This window comes from Nocardia sp. NPDC004123, from assembly GCF_053603795.1.
Map to the genome: position 1 here is coordinate 249,344 of NZ_JBSGGG010000006.1, position 16,698 is coordinate 266,041.

14 protein-coding genes, 1 tRNA gene and 1 pseudogene are annotated in these 16,698 nt (G+C 67.9%); 9 read left to right on the top strand and 7 right to left on the bottom strand.

Annotation, left to right across the window (positions count from 1 at the left end; genetic code table 11):
- The first annotated feature begins 124 nt into the window (after window positions 1–124).
- Window positions 125–1,471, top strand: coding sequence for a diaminopimelate decarboxylase (lysA, locus tag ACWEQQ_RS11080; protein ID WP_452348080.1), 1,347 nt, complete (start codon window positions 125–127; stop codon window positions 1,469–1,471).
- Between the two features lie 6 nt (window positions 1,472–1,477).
- On the opposite strand, the gene ACWEQQ_RS11085 is transcribed toward lysA, so the two are convergent.
- Entirely contained in the window at window positions 1,478–3,214 is a 1,737-nt protein-coding gene (locus ACWEQQ_RS11085; protein WP_452348081.1) for a helicase HerA-like domain-containing protein, read from the bottom strand.
- Between the two features lie 191 nt (window positions 3,215–3,405).
- Here ACWEQQ_RS11085 and orn point away from each other — a divergent pair, with 191 nt between their 5' ends.
- From orn to ACWEQQ_RS11105, 4 genes are all read left to right on the top strand, one after another.
- Window positions 3,406–4,029 carry an oligoribonuclease gene (gene orn, locus ACWEQQ_RS11090; RefSeq protein ID WP_452348082.1) on the top strand — a complete coding sequence of 208 codons (624 nt, stop codon included), beginning with the start codon at window positions 3,406–3,408 and terminating at the stop codon, window positions 4,027–4,029.
- Between the two features lie 66 nt (window positions 4,030–4,095).
- Window positions 4,096–4,168: transfer RNA gene (locus ACWEQQ_RS11095), tRNA-His, on the top strand.
- A 272-nt stretch (window positions 4,169–4,440) separates the two neighbouring features.
- The gene (locus ACWEQQ_RS11100; RefSeq protein ID WP_452348083.1) at window positions 4,441–4,911 is read left to right on the top strand and encodes an excisionase family DNA-binding protein; all 471 of its coding nucleotides are present in this window, start codon (window positions 4,441–4,443) and stop codon (window positions 4,909–4,911) included.
- Between the two features lie 3 nt (window positions 4,912–4,914).
- Entirely contained in the window at window positions 4,915–5,475 is a 561-nt protein-coding gene (locus ACWEQQ_RS11105) for a PIN domain-containing protein (protein WP_452348084.1), read from the top strand.
- Window positions 5,476–5,687: 212 nt separating this feature from the next.
- Here the strand turns inward: ACWEQQ_RS11105 and ACWEQQ_RS11110 are convergent, their stop codons facing one another.
- Window positions 5,688–6,623, bottom strand: a complete 936-nt coding sequence (locus ACWEQQ_RS11110) for an undecaprenyl-diphosphate phosphatase (protein ID WP_452344059.1) — start codon at window positions 6,621–6,623, stop codon at window positions 5,688–5,690.
- Window positions 6,624–7,016: 393 nt separating this feature from the next.
- Between ACWEQQ_RS11110 and ACWEQQ_RS11115 the strand changes: the two genes are divergently transcribed.
- The 3 genes from ACWEQQ_RS11115 to ACWEQQ_RS11125 are packed head-to-tail and all read left to right on the top strand — an operon-like array spanning window position 7,017 to window position 10,672.
- The gene (locus tag ACWEQQ_RS11115; protein ID WP_452348085.1) at window positions 7,017–8,015 is read left to right on the top strand and encodes an SGNH/GDSL hydrolase family protein; all 999 of its coding nucleotides are present in this window, start codon (window positions 7,017–7,019) and stop codon (window positions 8,013–8,015) included.
- Window positions 8,016–8,073: 58 nt separating this feature from the next.
- Window positions 8,074–9,630, top strand: a complete 1,557-nt coding sequence (locus ACWEQQ_RS11120) for an ArnT family glycosyltransferase (protein WP_452348086.1) — start codon at window positions 8,074–8,076, stop codon at window positions 9,628–9,630.
- 31 nt (window positions 9,631–9,661) lie between these two features.
- Window positions 9,662–10,672 carry an SGNH/GDSL hydrolase family protein gene (locus tag ACWEQQ_RS11125; RefSeq protein WP_452348087.1) on the top strand — a complete coding sequence of 337 codons (1,011 nt, stop codon included), beginning with the start codon at window positions 9,662–9,664 and terminating at the stop codon, window positions 10,670–10,672.
- Window positions 10,673–10,685: 13 nt separating this feature from the next.
- Here ACWEQQ_RS11125 and ACWEQQ_RS11130 read toward each other — a convergent pair whose 3' ends face one another.
- From ACWEQQ_RS11130 to ACWEQQ_RS11150, 5 genes and pseudogenes are all read right to left on the bottom strand, one after another.
- Window positions 10,686–11,654 (bottom strand): SDR family NAD(P)-dependent oxidoreductase, encoded by a 969-nt coding sequence (locus ACWEQQ_RS11130; protein WP_452344063.1) that lies wholly within the window; start codon window positions 11,652–11,654, stop codon window positions 10,686–10,688.
- 34 nt (window positions 11,655–11,688) lie between these two features.
- Window positions 11,689–13,104, bottom strand: coding sequence for a glycoside hydrolase family 27 protein (locus tag ACWEQQ_RS11135; RefSeq protein ID WP_452348088.1), 1,416 nt, complete (start codon window positions 13,102–13,104; stop codon window positions 11,689–11,691).
- A 29-nt stretch (window positions 13,105–13,133) separates the two neighbouring features.
- The gene (locus tag ACWEQQ_RS11140; protein ID WP_452348089.1) at window positions 13,134–13,718 is read right to left on the bottom strand and encodes an LppP/LprE family lipoprotein; all 585 of its coding nucleotides are present in this window, start codon (window positions 13,716–13,718) and stop codon (window positions 13,134–13,136) included.
- A gap of 122 nt (window positions 13,719–13,840) precedes the next feature.
- Window positions 13,841–14,110: pseudogene (locus ACWEQQ_RS11145) on the bottom strand (indolepyruvate ferredoxin oxidoreductase subunit alpha); the annotation flags it as partial.
- 44 nt (window positions 14,111–14,154) lie between these two features.
- Window positions 14,155–15,186: a LacI family DNA-binding transcriptional regulator gene (locus ACWEQQ_RS11150; protein WP_452348090.1), complete on the bottom strand. Its 1,032-nt coding sequence runs from the start codon at window positions 15,184–15,186 to the stop codon at window positions 14,155–14,157.
- 141 nt (window positions 15,187–15,327) lie between these two features.
- Between ACWEQQ_RS11150 and ACWEQQ_RS11155 the strand changes: the two genes are divergently transcribed.
- Window positions 15,328–16,698, top strand: coding sequence for an MFS transporter (locus tag ACWEQQ_RS11155; protein WP_452348091.1), 1,371 nt, complete (start codon window positions 15,328–15,330; stop codon window positions 16,696–16,698).

Sequence of the window (16,698 nt, forward strand, 5' to 3'; positions counted from 1 at the left end):
CCGTCAAGATCGGCGGGACGCTCGTAAAGGGGACGTTGCCGGACATTCCGGACCACGGAATCCGGCGTAGTCCTGGTGTCGGCCCCGCATGAGAGAAAGCGGGGAGCTCTCACCAGGAGACGTCTTGACGCTGCTCGAGATCTTCCCGTCGCTGCGTGACGGGGGCATGGTTCCCCGGCTCGATCCGGCGGTCTGGCCACGCGAAACCCACTACGACGCCGACGGGCGCATCACCGTCGGCGGCGTGGCGCTGGCCGACATCGCCGATCAATACGGCACGCCGACGTATGTGCTCGACGAGGGCGAGGTGCGCACCCGCTGTCAGGCCTACCGCACCCGGTTCCCCGACGCCGAGATCATCTATGCGGGCAAGGCACTGCTCACCCGCGCGGTGGCCGAATGGATCACCGACGAGGGACTGTCGCTGGACGTGTGCTCGGCCGGGGAACTGGCGGTGGCACTGTCCAGCTGGGCCGATCCGGAGCGGATCGTGCTGCACGGCAACGGGAAACCCTTCGCCGAACTGGAGACGGCGGTGAACTGCCGGGTCGGGCGCATCGTGATCGACTCGCTCACCGAGATCACGCTGCTCTCGGCGCTGGCCGAGCGGCCGCAGCGGGTGCTGCTGCGCGTCACCCCCGATATCGACATCGACGGACATCCGGCGGTCCGCACCGGCGTCACCGATCAGAAGTTCGGTTTCCCGATCGGCGGGCGGGCGGTGCTGGAAGCGGTGGATCGCATTGTGCGGCAACCGAATCTGACCCTGGCCGGGCTGCACTGCCATATCGGGTCGCAGATCTACAACACCTTCCCCTACGGCGAGGCGGTGCGGCGCATGATCGCCGAGATGGCCCGCATCCGCGACGAATTCGGCGTCACCCTGACCGACCTGGACCTCGGCGGCGGGCACGCGGTCGCCTACCGCAGCGGCGACGCCGAGATGAACCTGGCCGAACTGGCCGACATCATCGAGGATTCGCTGGACGCCGCCTGCGCCCGGCACGGCTTCCCGCGCCCCCGCATCGCCCTCGAACCCGGCCGCGCCATCGTGGCACGGGCGGGCGTCACGCTGTACCGCGTGCTGTCGGTCAAACACGTCGAGCACGGCCACACCTACGTGACCGTGGACGGCGGTATGAGCGACAACCCGCGGGTCGCCCTCTACGGCGCGCGCTACGACGCCGTGGTCGCCAACCGGCATCCCACCGGCCCGCACATGAGCGCCACCATCGCCGGACGCTACTGCGAGGCGGGCGACATCCTGGCCCGCGACGTCCGGCTGCCGGCCGACCTGCGGCCCGGCGAGGTGCTGGCCATGCCCTGCACCGGGGCGTACCACCACAGCCTGGCCTCGTCCTACAACGGCGTCGGCCGCCCGCCGATCGTCGCGGTCCGCGACGGCCGGTGCCGGGAGCTGGTCCGGCGCGAAACCATCGACGATCTGCTCAGCCGCGATATCGGGCGCTGAGCCGAGCTACCGCTTCCGGGTGCCGAAGATGCTGCGGCTGATCTCGCGCCCGGCGACGGTGGCCGCCGATCGCAGGAAGTTCTTGAAGGCGGGATTCTTGACGATCTTCTCGGCCATCGAATCCTCCTGCGGGGCGGGCCTGGCCGCGCGCGAGCCCTTGGCCGCCGCCTCGTCGGCCTGCCGCTGCGCGGTCGCCTGAATCTTCGCGGTCAGGATCTCATAGGCCGATTCCGCGTCGATGGTGGTCCCGTACTTGCCGTACAGCGCGGACTGCTGTGCGCGGGAACGGATTCCGTCGTCCCCGATGGTGTCCATGAGCGAGCGCGGCGGCTGCATGCGCGCCCAGGCGACCGGGGTGGGCGCGCCTTTCTCCGACAACACCGTCACCACGGCCTCACCGATACCCAGCGAGGTGAGCGCCTTTTCGAGATCATAGGTGGCGGTCTTGGGATAGGTGCGCACCGTCTTCGACAGTGCCGCTTGATCTTCCGGCGTGAATGCGCGCAGCGCGTGCTGGATGCGCGCACCCAGCTGGGAGAGCACCGGATTCGGGATGTCGGTGGGCAGCTGGGTGCAGAAGAAGACGCCGACGCCCTTGGAGCGGATCAGCTTGACCGTCTGCTCGACCTGGTTCAGGAACGCCTTGGAGGCGTCGTTGAACAGCAGGTGCGCCTCGTCGAAGATGAACACCAGCTTGGGCTTGTCCATATCGCCGACCTCGGGCAGGGTCTGGAACAGGTTGGCCAGCACCCACATCAGGAAGGTCGAGAACATCTGCGGCCGCGCGGCCTGCGCGCCCAGCTCGAACAGGGTGATGACGCCCTGCCCGCCCGCGGTGCGCATGAGATCGGCGGGCTCGAGCTCGGGCTCGCCGAAGAAGGTGTCACCGCCGTCGGCCTCCAGATTCACCAGTGCGCGCAGGATCACACCCGCGGTCTGCGCGGAGACCCCGCCGATGCCCTTGAGATCTTCCTTACCCTCCGGGCTGGTGAGGTATTGGATGACCGCGCGCAGATCCTTCAGATCCAGCAGCGCCAAGCCGTTCTGGTCGGCCCAGTGGAAGATCAGGCCGAGGGTGGATTCCTGGGTTTCGTTGAGCCCCAGCGCCTTACTGAGCAGGATCGGGCCGAACGAGGTGATGGTGGCGCGGATCGGCACGCCGATCCCCCCGGTGCCGAGGGAGACGAACTCACACGGGAAGCCCTGCGGCCTCCAGTCCGGATCGCCGGTCTCCCGGGCGCGGGCCAGCAGCTTGTCGTTCGCCTGCCCCGGCTGCGCCAGACCCGACAGGTCGCCCTTGATATCGGCCAGCACCACCGGCACGCCCGCCGCCGAGAGCTGCTCGGCGATGCCCTGCACGGTCTTGGTCTTACCGGTACCGGTGGCGCCCGCGACCAGGCCGTGGCGGTTCATGGTCTTCATCGGAATCCGCACCCGCGCATCGGGATGCACGCTGTCGCCGACGACCACGGTGCCCAGCTCCAGCGCCAGGCCCTCCATGGCGTATCCCGCCGCGATCTCCCGTGCGGCGGCCTCGTCCTCGGCGGCCTGATCAGATTCCGCGGCAGCGGTTTTCGTCATGCCGTTGCCCCCAGGAGCCGTCTCAGCGGCCTTGGCCGCCGCCTCCTGATCGGCGGCTTCCTTTTCCGCGGCCTCGGCGGCGGCCGCCGCCTCCGCCGCGATCCGCGCCGCCTCCTCCGCCGCCTTCCGTGCCGCCGCTGCCTTCTCCTGCGGGGTGGTCATCGCGCATCCTCCGTCTGCTCTGCCAACTGCGACTGCCCTGTGAACTACTGCCCTGGGAACTGCCCAACCAACATGCCGACCGCTCGTTATGCGGGACTGATGTGAACGATACTGCCCGGTCGGGCGGCCGAGCGGGCTCGACGCGGCCGGGCCTCCGGGTCGCGGAACGCCGAAGCGTTAGTGTTTGGCGGGTGGACAAGTACGTGGTGTGGATGGACTGCGAGATGACCGGCCTACAGCTCGACAGCGACAAGCTGATCGAGGTGGCCGCACTCGTGACCGACAGTGACCTCAATATCCTCGGCGAGGGCGTGGACATCGTGATCCACGCCGACGACGACGCGCTGGCCGCCATGCCGCCGGTGGTGGCCGAGATGCACGCCCGCTCCGGGCTCACCGAGGAGGTCCGCCGCTCCACCGTCTCCGTCGCCGAGGCCGAGCAGCAGATCCTCGACTACATCAAGCAGTACGTCCCCACCGCGCGCACGGTCCCGCTGGCCGGCAACTCCATCGCCACCGACCGCGGCTTCATCGCCCGCGACATGCCGGCCCTCGACGCCCACCTGCACTACCGCATGATCGACGTCAGCTCCATCAAGGAACTGACCCGCCGCTGGTACCCGCGCATCTACTTCGGCCAGCCCGAGAAGGGCCTCGCCCACCGCGCCCTCGCCGACATCAAGGAATCCATCCGCGAGCTCGAGTACTACCGCCGCACCGCCTTCGTCCCCGCCCCCGGCCCCTCCACCGCCGAGATCGCCGCCGTCGCCGCCGAACTCTCCACCCCCGCCGAACCCCCCGCAAACCCATCCTGAACAGCCGATTAGGTACTCACCGCGCGGACCGGTTAAGCTCTACCGCGCCGGAAGTTACCGGCAATGGTGGCTGTAGTTCAGCTGGTAGAGCACCAGGTTGTGATCCTGGGTGTCGCGGGTTCGAGTCCCGTCAGCCACCCTCATCGGCCCAGGTCAGAGAATTCTTTCTGACCTGGGCCGAACTCTTTACTCGAGTATTTCCCAACTTCTCACCAGGCTCCGGACGCAGTTCTGTCAACGTCGCTCCAACGGGCGGCCGGTCGAAGTCGTTCGGGCGCTTCGCATTCCAGCTCGCAAAGATCGAGCCGATGCGTCCATGGGTAGTCGAAACCATCCACCCGGACCAAGCAACTCCTTTCGAATTATTCGAAAGATCGGCATAATGGAGGCCGACCGCAGGAGGCCGACAGGATGACCGAGACACTGAACGAGCGCACGCTGCTGCCGGAGCATCCGGATCAGATCGCGGAGCTGCGCAGATTCCTGGACACGGCTCCCTCGGTCGAGGCGGCGATCCTACGCTCCTCGGAAGGCGCGGTCGTGGCCCTACCGAGAGAGGTATTCGAGGCATTGCGCCTGGTAGCCCACGCGCTGTCCGAGGGCAAGGCCGTGACCGTCGCACCGCTGCACACCACGCTGACCACACAGGAGGCGGCCGAATTGCTGGGCATGAGCAGGCCGACGTTCGTGAAGCTGCTGGACTCCGGTGCGATTCCGTTCACCCGGCCGGGTCGGCATCGCAGAGTACGTCTCACCGATGTCCTGGCGTTCCGCGAATACAGACGTGCCGAGCGCGCGGCGGGACTGTCCGAGATCACCAGGATCTCCGAGGATCTAGGACTGTACGACGAGACTCCCCCGGAGCCACTGAAACGGCACTGAGCCATGCAGCGAGTCTTCCTCGACACCTGTGTCCTGTATCCGGCGCATCTGCGCGACACGGTACTGCGCCTAGCCGAAGCAGATCTCATACAACCGCTGTGGTCAGCCGAGGTCCTGGCCGAGTTGCAACGCAATCTCGCAGCCGCGCATGGCGATGACGCCCGCCGGACCGCACAAGTAGACCGCTTGATCGACACATTGCGGACGTTCTTCCCCGACGCCATGGTCGAGGGTTATGAAGAGCTGACCGAACGAATGGAGAACCACCCCAAGGACAGACACGTCCTTGCGGCCGCGCTACAGGGAAATGCCGACGCGCTGCTGACCTTCAATATCAAAGACTTCAAGGTCAGACCCATCGGCGACGGATTCCCCGAACTGATGCATCCGGACGACTTCCTACTGGACATGCTGGATCTAGCCCCCGGGCAGGTAGTCCGATTGCTCCAAACGCAAGTCGCCCAACACAAGCGACCCCCGAAACACCTCCAGGGTCTGCTCGATGTCCTCGACCGATCCGGGGTATCGGGCTTCGCCGCCGAAGTACGCCGGCACCTGGACTGAATCCAAGGATTCAGCGAATACCTCCGGAGCAACATGGGATTGCGGATGCACTGACGGGATCGATCCACACCATCGGGCTCGAGGTCGGCCGAGCGCCCGTGGTCACTCGCTCCCGCCCCAACTTGCCCCCACGTTCACAGAATCTGCTCTGCAGCTGGGGATTTCACGTTCAATAGCGCCGCTGGAGAACGCGCTGGGGATTCGGTTCTGTCTCACATGAATCGGATGGTCGACAGGGTGCCCGCGATGATGCAGTAGGCCGCGAACGGGAGGAGGGTGCGGGTGCGGAAGTAGCGCTCGAGGTAGCGCACCGCCAACCATGAGCAGGTTCCGGAGACGAAGGCGCCGAGGAGTACCGGGCCGCGGATGGCGGCGATCCTCGGTTCGGCGAGCTCCGGCAACTCGACCAGGCCGGCGCCCAGAATCGTCGGAGTGGCGAGCAGGAAGGCGAATTTGGCGGCGTGCTCATTTTCCAGACCGCGCCACAGGCCACCGACCATGGTGAGTCCCGCGCGGCTGAAGCCGGTCAGCAGTGCGCCGGCTTGGGCGAAGCCGACACCGATGGCGTCCAGGGGGCTCAGGGCAGCCAGCGGGCGGTCGGTCTGACGGGGGCGCTTCGGTCCGGCGGGGTGAACGGACCGGTGGGCCTCACGGCGGCCGAACCGGCGACCGTATTCCGCCAATGTCGGTTCGTTGCGCCTGCGCAATCCCTCGCCGATGACGAGCACGACACCGTTCAAGGTCAGGAAGACACTGGTGTCGACGGGCGTGGTGAACAGCGCGTGCAGCGGGCGATCCAGGAAAGGGCCCAGGACCGCGACGGGAAGAGTGGCGAGAACGATCAGCCAGGCGAGTCGCTGCGGAACGGTTTCCGCGCGCCGGGTTCGCAACGTGGCCAGGAAACCGGCGATGATGGCCCGCCAGTCACGCCAGTAGTAGCCGAGCAACGCGATCGCCGTGGCCACGTGCAATGCCACCACGAAGGCCAGATAGGTCGCACCCCGGCCGGATCTTCCCACTGTCACCTGCTTCCAGCTACCACCGACCCAATCCGCGACCAGGACCGAGTGCCCCAGGCTCGAGATCGGGAACAGTTCGGTGACACCCTGTACGGCGCCGATGACAGCGGCTTGCAAGTAGGTGATCATCGGCTCGAGTTTCGCACGGGTGTTTCGCCGCAACCCTGAGACCCCAATCGATGGGCAGTTTGTCCGAATCCACCACTCCGCCAATCACTTACGGGAACTGAGCACCGGACGCCGCACGCATCATTCGGCCTGTTCGAATGGCCGCCACGAGGCGAAAAACAGTATGAGGACACCAGATTCGCTGCCCGAAACCCGAATCAGGCGTCGACTGAGTGAATTTCGGGTCACCCCACCCCGTGAGCCGGAGCACCCCCCGGCGAGTCCGACAGTCCACCAGCCGCTTGCTTGCCGAGAAAGTGAAAAGGAGATACTTTGCTTTATCTGTCAGACGCTGTGACCTGCGTCATGGTCGACACCCTATGCGGGCTGGCCGTGGCCCGATGAGGATTTGCATTGACCAGTTCCTGGACTACAGGCCGGGCCGTGCTCCGGCTCCGGCTGGGCGCCGCCGTCGGCGTGCTCGCCGCGGCCGTGTCGGTGAGCACGGCCGACGCCGAACCCGCACCGGCACCGGGCCGCGCGCTCGTCGTGCTCGGTGACTCGTACACCGCGAACCCACCGTGCGATGCGGTGCTGGTGAAGTGCGCGGACGAGAACAGCACCGGTCTGCAGGCCTGTTTACACGGCCCCACCTCGTGGCCCGTTCAACTGAGTGGGCTGATGGGCATCGCCGCCGAGGACGTCGAGAACAACTCGTGCTCCAGCGCGACCATCGATACCGGTCCGGTGACATCGACCGGGGAGAAGGTTCCCGGCCGGGACGGGTACACCCTGACGCAGGAGGTGCTCGAAGCCGCTCGGGACGGGTCGTTCGGGCCGCGGACCCAGGTGGTGGCGATCCAGCTGGGCTTCAACGACGCGTGGCCGAAGGATGACGCGATCACCGCCGACGCGACCAGGGTGTTCACCTGCGTGTTCAACCTGGTCGAGGGCTGCGACGAGAACGCGGTGGCCGAGGGCCGGTGGCCGGTGCTCGATGCGATCACCGGAGCGGCCTACGCCGACCGCATCCGCAAAGTCGTCGACTACGTGAAGTACTACGCGCCGAACGCGAGGATCGAACTGGTCGGCTATCCCGAGGTAGCGCCGGAGGGCGCCTCGGAGTGGTGCTTCGACTTCCTCGGCCTCGTCCGCTGGGTGCAGCCGCGGGCTCGCGCCATGGTCGAGTTCTGGAACCGGCTCCAGGATGCGCAACGCGACGCGGCCGGGATGCTCCAGATCGACTTCGTCGACGTGAAGCAGGCGACCGCGGGCCACGGATTGTGTTCTGCCGATCCGTGGTTCAACGGCTTCCTCGATCCGCAGATCAACCTGGCCGGCTTGCCCTTCCATCCCTCACCCCGCGGGGACGCCGTCGTGGCCGCCACCGTCTACAGCCACGTCGCGCACTGACACGGCCTCACCCTGCCAGCCGGACGAGTACCGCCGTGGCGCATCCATCGGAGAAGCAATGACGCTCACGTACACCCCAGAATCCGAATCGACCTCGGCACCACCCGAATTCGCGTGGCGCGGCGTCCTGCTGGTCTCGGGGTTGATCACGCTCGTCTGGTCCATCTCCGCGGCCCGGTTCCAGCTCGCCGGTGACGAGCTGTACTACCTCGCGTGTGGCCGGCGCCTGGCGGTCGATTACGTCGACAACGGACCGGTGATACCGCTGATCGCGCGGGCAGCCGACGTGATCGCCCCCGGATCGGTTCTCGCGCTGCGGATCCCGGGGTTGCTGCTGCTGATCGCGGTGTCCGTCCTCGCGGCGGCGGTGGCCCGCGAATGCGGTGCGCGGCCGCGCTACCAGATGCTCGCCGCGGCGGGGTACGCCGTCTCACCGTTCGTCGTCGCCTACACCGTGCTGGACAGCGTCGCATTCGACGTGGCGTTCCAGGCGCTGATCATCTGGCTGCTGGTTCGCTGGGTGCGCACCCGCCGGGACCGCTTGCTCATCGCCGCGGGTGTGGCGGCGGCGATCGACGTGCAGGACAAATGGCTGGTGCTGATGCTGGGGGCCTGTGTCGCCCTCGGCATTCTCGCCGTCGGACCCCGCGAGGTCTTGCGCCGCCCCGCACTGTGGGCAGGGCTGTCGATCTTCGCGGCCGCCATGACGCCCGCCCTGCTGTGGCAGGCCTCCCACCATTGGCCACAGCTGGCGACCAACAGCGCCATCGCCCAGGAAACGGCGGGGAGCGACGGCGGACAGCTGGGGACGGTCGTGGCGATCATGGTGGTCACCGGATTCCTCGGCGGCGGGCTGGGCGTGCTGGGCCTGTACGGCCTGGCTCGGGAGCCGAAGCTGCGGCCGTATCGGTTCGTGCTGATCGCCGCCTTGCTGATGGTGGTTCTGGTCGTCGTCGGACACGGCCGGTCCTATTACGTCGCCGGGATCGTTCCCGCGATCTTCGGCGCGGGCGCGTCGATCCTGTCCGGCTTCCTGGACGTCGCGGGTACCCGCGCCCTGCTGCTGCGGCGGTTGTTCACCGGCCTCACCGTCCTCTCGGCGGTGCTGACCGCCTGCTTGGCGCTGCTCCCCTACCCCAAGAGCTGGATCGACGTGCCGGACACCGGCTACTGGGGCTTTCTGCAGCACTACGGCAACGACAACTGGGAGGACCTGGCCGACGCGGTGCACAAGGTGGCGATCGGCCTGCCGGCCGAGGAACAGGCCGGCGCCGTCGTCGTCACCGAGGCCTATAACGAGGCCGGGGCGCTCGACCATTACGGCCGGTCCCAATGGATTCCGCCGGTCTACAGTCCCAATCGTGGCTTCGCCGAATGGGGTCCGCCGCCGGACTCGACCACGACCGTCATGTATGTCGGCTACAACGACGGACCGGAGCTGCGGGCCTTCCTGGCGAATTTCGCCCACACCACACCGGCTTTGCAGATGGACAACCCGCTCGGCATCCCCGGACAGAATCACCACGTGACCGTGTGGATCTGCCGCGAGCCCCTGGTTCCCATGTCCGTCGCCTGGCCGAAGTTGACCTATATGGTTGTCCCACCGGCCTCTTGAGCGAGAGTGCCGACGTCATCGAGGATTTGCATTGATCAGTTTCAGGACCAGCGGCGGGGCCGTGCTTCCACTCAGGCTGGCCGCCGCCGTCGCCGTTCTCGCCGCGGCCGGCTCGATAGGCACCGCCGCCGCCGACGAACCCGCTCCCGTCGAGGGCAAAACGCTTGTGGTCATGGGTGATTCGTTCGCCGCGAACCCGCCGTGCGATGGGGTCCTGGTGAAATGCGACGGCAACAACGACGTCGCGGCGCACGAATGCCTGCACCGCGACACGTCCTGGCCCGTCCAGCTGAGCGCGCTCATGGGCGTCGCCGGAACCTCGGACTTCGAGAACGCCACCTGCACCAATGCGTCGATCGACAGCGGCCCCGTGACCTCGAGCGGGCAGCAGGTTCCGGGCCGCGACGGCTACACCCTGGCGCAGCTGGCGATCAAGGCCGCCAAGAACGGGGCGTTCGGGCCACGCACCCAGGTGGTGGCGATCCAGCTGGGAGCCAACGACGAGTGGCCGCATGATTCGGCGACCACCGCCGATGCCCCCGCCCAATTGACCTGCGCGTTCAACATCTCTCAGGGTTGCGACGCCGACGCGGCGTCCCAGGGCCGATGGCCCGACCTCGACACGGTCAACGGACCGGCCTACGCCGACCGCATCCGCAAAGTCGTCGACTATGTGAAGTACTACGCCCCCAACGCCAAGATCGAACTGGTCGGCTATCCCGAACTGGCCCCGGCGAACTCGACCGCCTGGTGTCTCGACGTCCTTGGCGTCGTCCGCTACGTCCAGCCCCGAGCCACCGCTATCAACGAATTCTGGAACCGCCTGGACGACGCCGAACGCGATGCCGCCCAAGCCCTTTCCATCGACTTCGTCGACGCCCGGACCCCCACCGCCGGCCACGGCCTCTGCTCCCCCGACCCCTGGCTCCTCTCCGTCCTGGACCCCAAGGTGAACCTCGTCGGCCTCCCCTTCCACCCCACTCCCCGCGGCGACTCCGCGGTAGCCGCCGAGGTCCACAGCCGCATCACGCAGACCCGTTGATCCGAAGTCACGGCTATCCCGCGTAGGCGGTCTTGCCGCCGTCGATCACCATCTGGGCGGCGGTCATGTACGGGAAGTCGTCGGAGGCCAGGGCCAGGGCGAAGGCGGCTATCTCGTCGGGGGTGGCCATGCGGCGCAGGCCGGGGACGTGCTGTTTGCCGTAGACCTCGGTCATGGTCTTCCATACCTCGTCGGGGAGGTTCATCGCGCCTGCCGCGCGCCGGACCAGTTCGGTGTCGGTGGTGCCGGGGATGAGGGTGTTGATGCGAATGTTCTTGTCCGCGTAGTCGTAGGCGGCCGCTTGGACCATGCCGACCAGCCCGCGTTTGGCGGCGGTGTAGGCGGCCCGGCCCTCGGTGGTGGCGATGGCGTTGGACGAGGAGGTGACGACCACGACCCCGCCGCCGCGGGCGATCAGGTGCGGGATCTCGTATTTCAAGGCCAGGAAGTTGCCGCGCAGGTCGGTGTCGACGACGTCGTCCCATTCGGCGGAGCTGTACTCGTGCAAGGCTTTCTGCAGCGTGATGCCCGCATTGTTGAAGCAGACGTCGAGCCCGCCGTACTTGTCGGCGACCGCGTCCACGAACTGGCGCACATCGGATTCCACCCGGACATCGGCCCGGATGTAGGTGGCTTCCCCGCCCGCCGCCCGAATCTGCTGTTCGACCTGGCGGCCGAGTTGTTCTCTGCGGCCGCAGAATCCGACGTGCCCGCCCTCGGCGGCGAACATCAGGGCGGCCGAGCGGCCGATGCCGGAGGTGGCGCCGGTGATCAGCACTACCTTCCGGTCGAAACGCCGTGCGCCGGAAGGCTTTACCACGGGGGTCGGCGCCCCGCCCTGGACGAGGGCGATGCCGCCGGCCGCGCCCGCCGCCGCGGTGAGGGTCGCGGCGACTCCGGTGGTGGTGAGGAGCCGTCGCCTGCTGACCCCCGAGGCGGGGCCGGGTTCAGCGGCGGATTCGGGCTCAGTGCTGGCATCCATAATGGATAGCGTAACTATCGGATAGTTCTACTGTCTACTCTTCGGATGGGATTGCCGCGCAGCCGGAACCGACCTCGAACATGGCCACACCGTGCGCCGGAATATCGGCGGCGCTCAGCGCACCGGTGGTCGTGGTGTCGGTGTGCGTCCACAAATTGCGCACCGAGTAACACTCCGCCCGCCGCAATCCGGTTGCGGCCAGCCCGGTTTCGATGGTCGCCGCCCGATCGCCGGGATTGAACACGGCCACCGCCACCGCGCCGCCGGCGAGCGGCTTGACCAGAATCCGCCCGTCCCCCGGCAGCGGCGTCGCCTGCGCCACCCGCGAATCCTGGTCCACGGCAATGACATCGGCATTGGTCAGCAGGGCGCGGATCTGCTCGGACATCGCGCGCACATCGTTGCCGGCGATCAGCGGCGCCGCGAGCATGGCCCACAGCGAGAAGTGCGCGCGCTGCTCCTCGGGATCGAGGCTGAACTGCGGATCGCGCAGGCGGCCGACCACCTCGGGCGACAGATCGAACGACGTCTCGAGTTCCAGAATCTGGCGGGTCGTCAACGGCCCGGCCAGGACATCGGCGGGATAGCCCGCCAGATGCGCGCTGATGAACTCGGTCAGCGGCAGCCCGACCACCATCATGTCGGGATCGTTCCAGTAGCCGGGGCGGGCGCGGGTGGCCAGCGGTTCGGCGGCCCCCAGCTCGTCGGTAACACCGATCAGGCCGCGGCCGGATCTGGTGGCCAGGCGCTGATCCGGCGACCCGTTGTGCCACAGCGGAATCAGATCCGCGGTATTGCGGGTCATATCCGAGATGGTCGACCAGTCGTAGTCCCCGCCCGCGTGGAGGTTGCCCGAACTGTTCGGGTTGATGCTGTAGACGATCCGCCGCCCGCTGGCGCGCAGGGCATCCCGCATGGCGGTGAAGGCGGGCACCTGCTCGGCGAGGTCGGTGTCGGCCCGGCACCAGTCGTATTTGAGGAAGTCGACGCCCCAGCCCGCGAAGGTCCGCGCATCCGCGGTCTCGTGCCCGCGACCGGCATTGTCGGGCGTCTGCCCGCAGGTCTCGTTGTAGGGGCTCGAGTACAGGCCCAGATACATGCCGCGCGCGTGCGCGTAGTCGGCGAGCGCGGCCATGCCGTGCGGGAACCGCCGCGGATCGGCCCGCAGGTTCCCGGTGACGTCGCGTTTCGGGGCAGCCCATCCGGCATCCAGATTCACGTAGCGGTATCCGGCGTCGCGCATGCCGGATCCGACCATGGTGTCGATGACCTCGTGGATGTTCTGCTCGGTCAGCGGAATTCCGGAATTCCACGAATTCCAGCCCATGGGCGGGGTGAGCCGGCCGCCGACCGCCGCGATCGGGGCGGGACGCGGCGGCGCGGCCGCGGTGTCGGCGGTCAGCAGAGCGGTGGCGACGACCAGCGCGAAGGACAGGATTCCAACTCGCACGCGGGACGTCTCCTCGGGTGACGGACGGTTCAATTGTGCGGCGGGAGCTGGCCGTCGGCCTTCACAGTAGTGCCGGTGAGAGTAAAGGTGACCACGCTGGGTCCGCCCTGGGGACAGCACATGGGGTCGTTGCCGTTGAGCCAGTGGTAGGTGAGCGACAGCGAGGTGCGGGTCTTGCCGGTCACCATCGTGTACATGTACGGGTTGGGGGTGGCCGTCCCCAGATACGTGCCGTTGGTGAAGAACAGAACGTGGGTGTACGGGTGGTTGGTGTCGGAATTGACCGTCATCCAGGACAGCACCCCGGCACAACCCGCGGAGATCTGATCATCGGCGGCCTGACCTGTCTTCCACCCGCCGACCGGCGGCGGCGACAGCCGCGCGATGGCCTCCCGGGCCAGGTCGGAATTGATGTCGAGGCAGAGCCCGTGGCCGCTGCCCGCCGGGGCGTCGGACTGCTGGGCGGCGGCGGGAGCCGAAGTGGGGGCCGTGGAACTGGGGCCGGTCGAGGTGGTGGTGGTCCCGCAGCCGGTGGCCACCGCCGCGAGGGCAGCGCCCATCGCGAGAATCGCCACTGACCTGGCCTTGATGGCATCCCGCCGCGCACGTGTCACCTCTAGATCATCGGGGTGCCGGGAACTCGCGTTAGCGGCAGGGTCCCGATACGGGGGTCGCCGGCATGCCGTCGGCGGGTGCCGCGTTCTGCCACAGGCGATTCGCCGAACTGCCCCAGCCCCTACCTCCGATACGCCGCCACGAACGGCGTGTCGACGCCCGCCTTGCCGAATCGGAAGGCCCCGCCGGGCGCTCCGAGCGCCTCGGTGCGGCCCGGCAGCGGCTCGTCGAAGAACCGCCGATTCTCGGCGATGAACCCCTCCTGCCCATCCGGCATATCGTCCTCGTAGTAGATGGCCTCGACCGGGCAGACCGGTTCGCAGGCGCCGCAGTCGGTGCATTCGTCGGGGTTGATGTAGGCCATGCGGTCGCCGATGTAGACCGATCCGATCCGACGCAGCGGCGGCTGCCGGCCGAGCCGGGGCGCGGTGCGATCTAGGTGGGGCGGGGTGGCGGGGCGGTTGAGGATCGGGTCTCGAGGTGGACCGGGACGACGATGTTGGGCTGGTCGATCGGGCGGGAGTGGAGGGCGTCGATCAGGAGGGTGGCGGCGCGGCAGCCGATGGCGTGGCGGTCCACGGCGAGGGTGGTCAGGGCCGGGGACAGGGAGGGGGAGGTGGGGAGGTCGTCGTGGCCGATGACCGAAACGTCCTCGGGTACACGGAGTCCGCAGTCGGCGGCGGACAGGTAGACGGTGTGGGCGATGTAGTCGCTGTTGGTGATGAACGCGGTGGGCCGCTCGTCCGGGTGCACCCGCAGGGCCGCGGTGACGGCGGGGCGGGCCGCGTCGGCGGAGAGTTCGGTGGTCACGGGCAGGGCGGTGAAGCCGAGTTCGCCGCCGAGCCGCCGGAAGCGTTCCAGCCGTTCGGGATCCGGGGACTTCTCCGGTGGCGCCACCACCATGGCCAGCCGCCGGTGTCCCAGTCCGAGCAGATGCCGCACCGCGAGATCGACCGAGGTCTCCTGGTCCGAGCGCACGCTCATGGTGAGCCCGGGATGCTCGCGGTCGGCGGTGTCGAGCAGCACCACGGGCCGCCGGGTGACCGAATGCCATTCCCGCGCATGCGGACTCGTGCCGATGGGCGCGATGGCCAGCCCGTCCACGGCCCGATGCTGGAAAGCGTCGAGCAGCTGCCGCTCCCGGCCGGCGTCGTAGCGCGAGGAGCCGACCATGACGTCGTAGCCCGCGGCGGAACAAGTTTCGTCGAAGCCGTCGATCACATCCAGGAAGTGCGGGTTGCGCAGGTTGCGGATGAGCAGTCCCAGTACCCGGGTGCGCCGGGTGCGCAGGGCGACCGCGGAGGCATTGGGCCGGTAGCCGAGTTCGGCGGCGCGTTGGAGAATGCGCTCTCGCAGCTGGTCGCTGACGCCGGGCCGCCCGGCGAGTGCCAGGCTGACCGCCGAAATGGAGACTCCGAGCGATATCGCCACATCGCGCTGCGTGATCGGTTCGCTCCCGGCTACCACGGAGAGAAACACTAGCGAACGGAGGCTGAACTCGGATGACCGCGCTCTGAACTCTCGACAACGTCCGGGGCGAGCGCTCGCTTCGACGCCTCTACCTTTGCTAAAACGATTGAGCAATTCGATCTCCCAGGAAGGACCATCGTGTCCAGCGATGCCTTTTCAGTCCTCGACTCCACCGAGCTGACCGCCTTCCACCGCAAGGTGACCGTGCTCTCGGCCGCCGGCATGTTCCTCGACGGCTTCGACATCACGGTGATCGCGGTCGCGCTGCCGACCGTCACCAGGCAGTGGCACCTGTCCACCTTCATGGCCGGTGCGCTCTCCGCGGCCGCGGTGGTCGGAATGTTCTTGGGCGCGTTGGTCTTCGGCCGCCTCACCGACCGGCTGGGCCGCAAGAAGATGTACCTGGTGAACCTCATCGGGTTCGTCTTCTTCGCCCTGGTCGCCGCGCTGGCCCAGGACGTCTGGCAGCTGCTGGTCTGCCGCTTTCTGCTGGGCCTGGCCCTGGGCGCGGACTACACCATCTCCACCTCACTGCTCGCGGAATACGCGCCCGCCCAACGCCGCGGCAGCCTCATGTGCCGCCTCGGCGCCACCTGGTTCGTCGGCGCGGCGACCACATACGCCTTCGCGCTGGCCCTGCTCCCGCTCGGCGACGCCAGGTGGCGCGTGATGCTGGTCCTGGGTGCGATATTCGCGCTGATCGTGCTGTGGATGCGGCGCAGCATCCCGGAATCCCCGCGCTGGCTGGCCGCCCAGGGCCGTGGCGAGGAGGCGAACGCGGTGCTCACCGGACTCGGCGACGCCACCGCACCGCTGTCCGGACCCGCTGCGCCGCAGCATGATTCGTCGTGGCGCACGCTGCTGACCATGCCGCTGCTGCGCTACACGTTCTTCTGCTGCGGGTTCTGGTTCATGTACACGCTGTCTTACTACGGCATCACGCTGTATACGCCGACCATCCTCGAGCAGGTCACCACCAGTACGACCGGCACCTACACGGGTTCGCTGATCATCGCCCTGGTCGGCGTCGCGGGCGCTTTCACAGGTGTCGCCCTGGTGGATCGGGTGGGCCGCCGCCCGCTGCTGATCGTCGGCTTCATCGGCATGTTCCTCGCCCTGACGGTGCTGGCGCTGTGGCAGAACCCGGGACTGACCGGCCTGGTGGTGCTACTCGGCGCGGCGGTGCTGTTCGCCAATTCCGGGCCGGGCATCGTGAACCTGGTCTATCCGAGCGAGGTCTTCCCGACTGCCGTGCGCGCCACCGCCAATGGCCTGGGCACCGCGGTGTCGCGGATCGGCGCGATCATCGGCACCCTGTGGCTGCCCACGCTGATCAAGTCGTGGGGCCTGCACCACGTGCTGTGGCTGTTCGTGGGCGCGAGTGTCATCGGCCTGGCCATCGCGGCCACGCTGGCCCCGGAGACCAAGGGCCGCACGCTGGAAGAGCTCTCGGCGGAGATCTCCGGCCGGGCGCAATCCGATTCGGCCGCACCGGAATCCGTGGGCTGA

Bases quoted from the DNA above. Each gene is read 5' to 3' on its own strand.
- ACWEQQ_RS11100 (WP_452348083.1), top strand. From the start codon at position 4,441: ATGACCGAGACACTGAACGAGCGCACGCTGCTGCCGGAGCATCCGGAT.
- ACWEQQ_RS11110 (WP_452344059.1), bottom strand. From the start codon at position 6,623: ATGATCACCTACTTGCAAGCCGCTGTCATCGGCGCCGTACAGGGTGTC.
- ACWEQQ_RS11085 (WP_452348081.1), bottom strand. From the start codon at position 3,214: ATGACCACCCCGCAGGAGAAGGCAGCGGCGGCACGGAAGGCGGCGGAG.
- ACWEQQ_RS11105 (WP_452348084.1), top strand. From the start codon at position 4,915: ATGCAGCGAGTCTTCCTCGACACCTGTGTCCTGTATCCGGCGCATCTG.
- ACWEQQ_RS11130 (WP_452344063.1), bottom strand. From the start codon at position 11,654: ATGGATGCCAGCACTGAGCCCGAATCCGCCGCTGAACCCGGCCCCGCC.
- ACWEQQ_RS11120 (WP_452348086.1), top strand. From the start codon at position 8,074: ATGACGCTCACGTACACCCCAGAATCCGAATCGACCTCGGCACCACCC.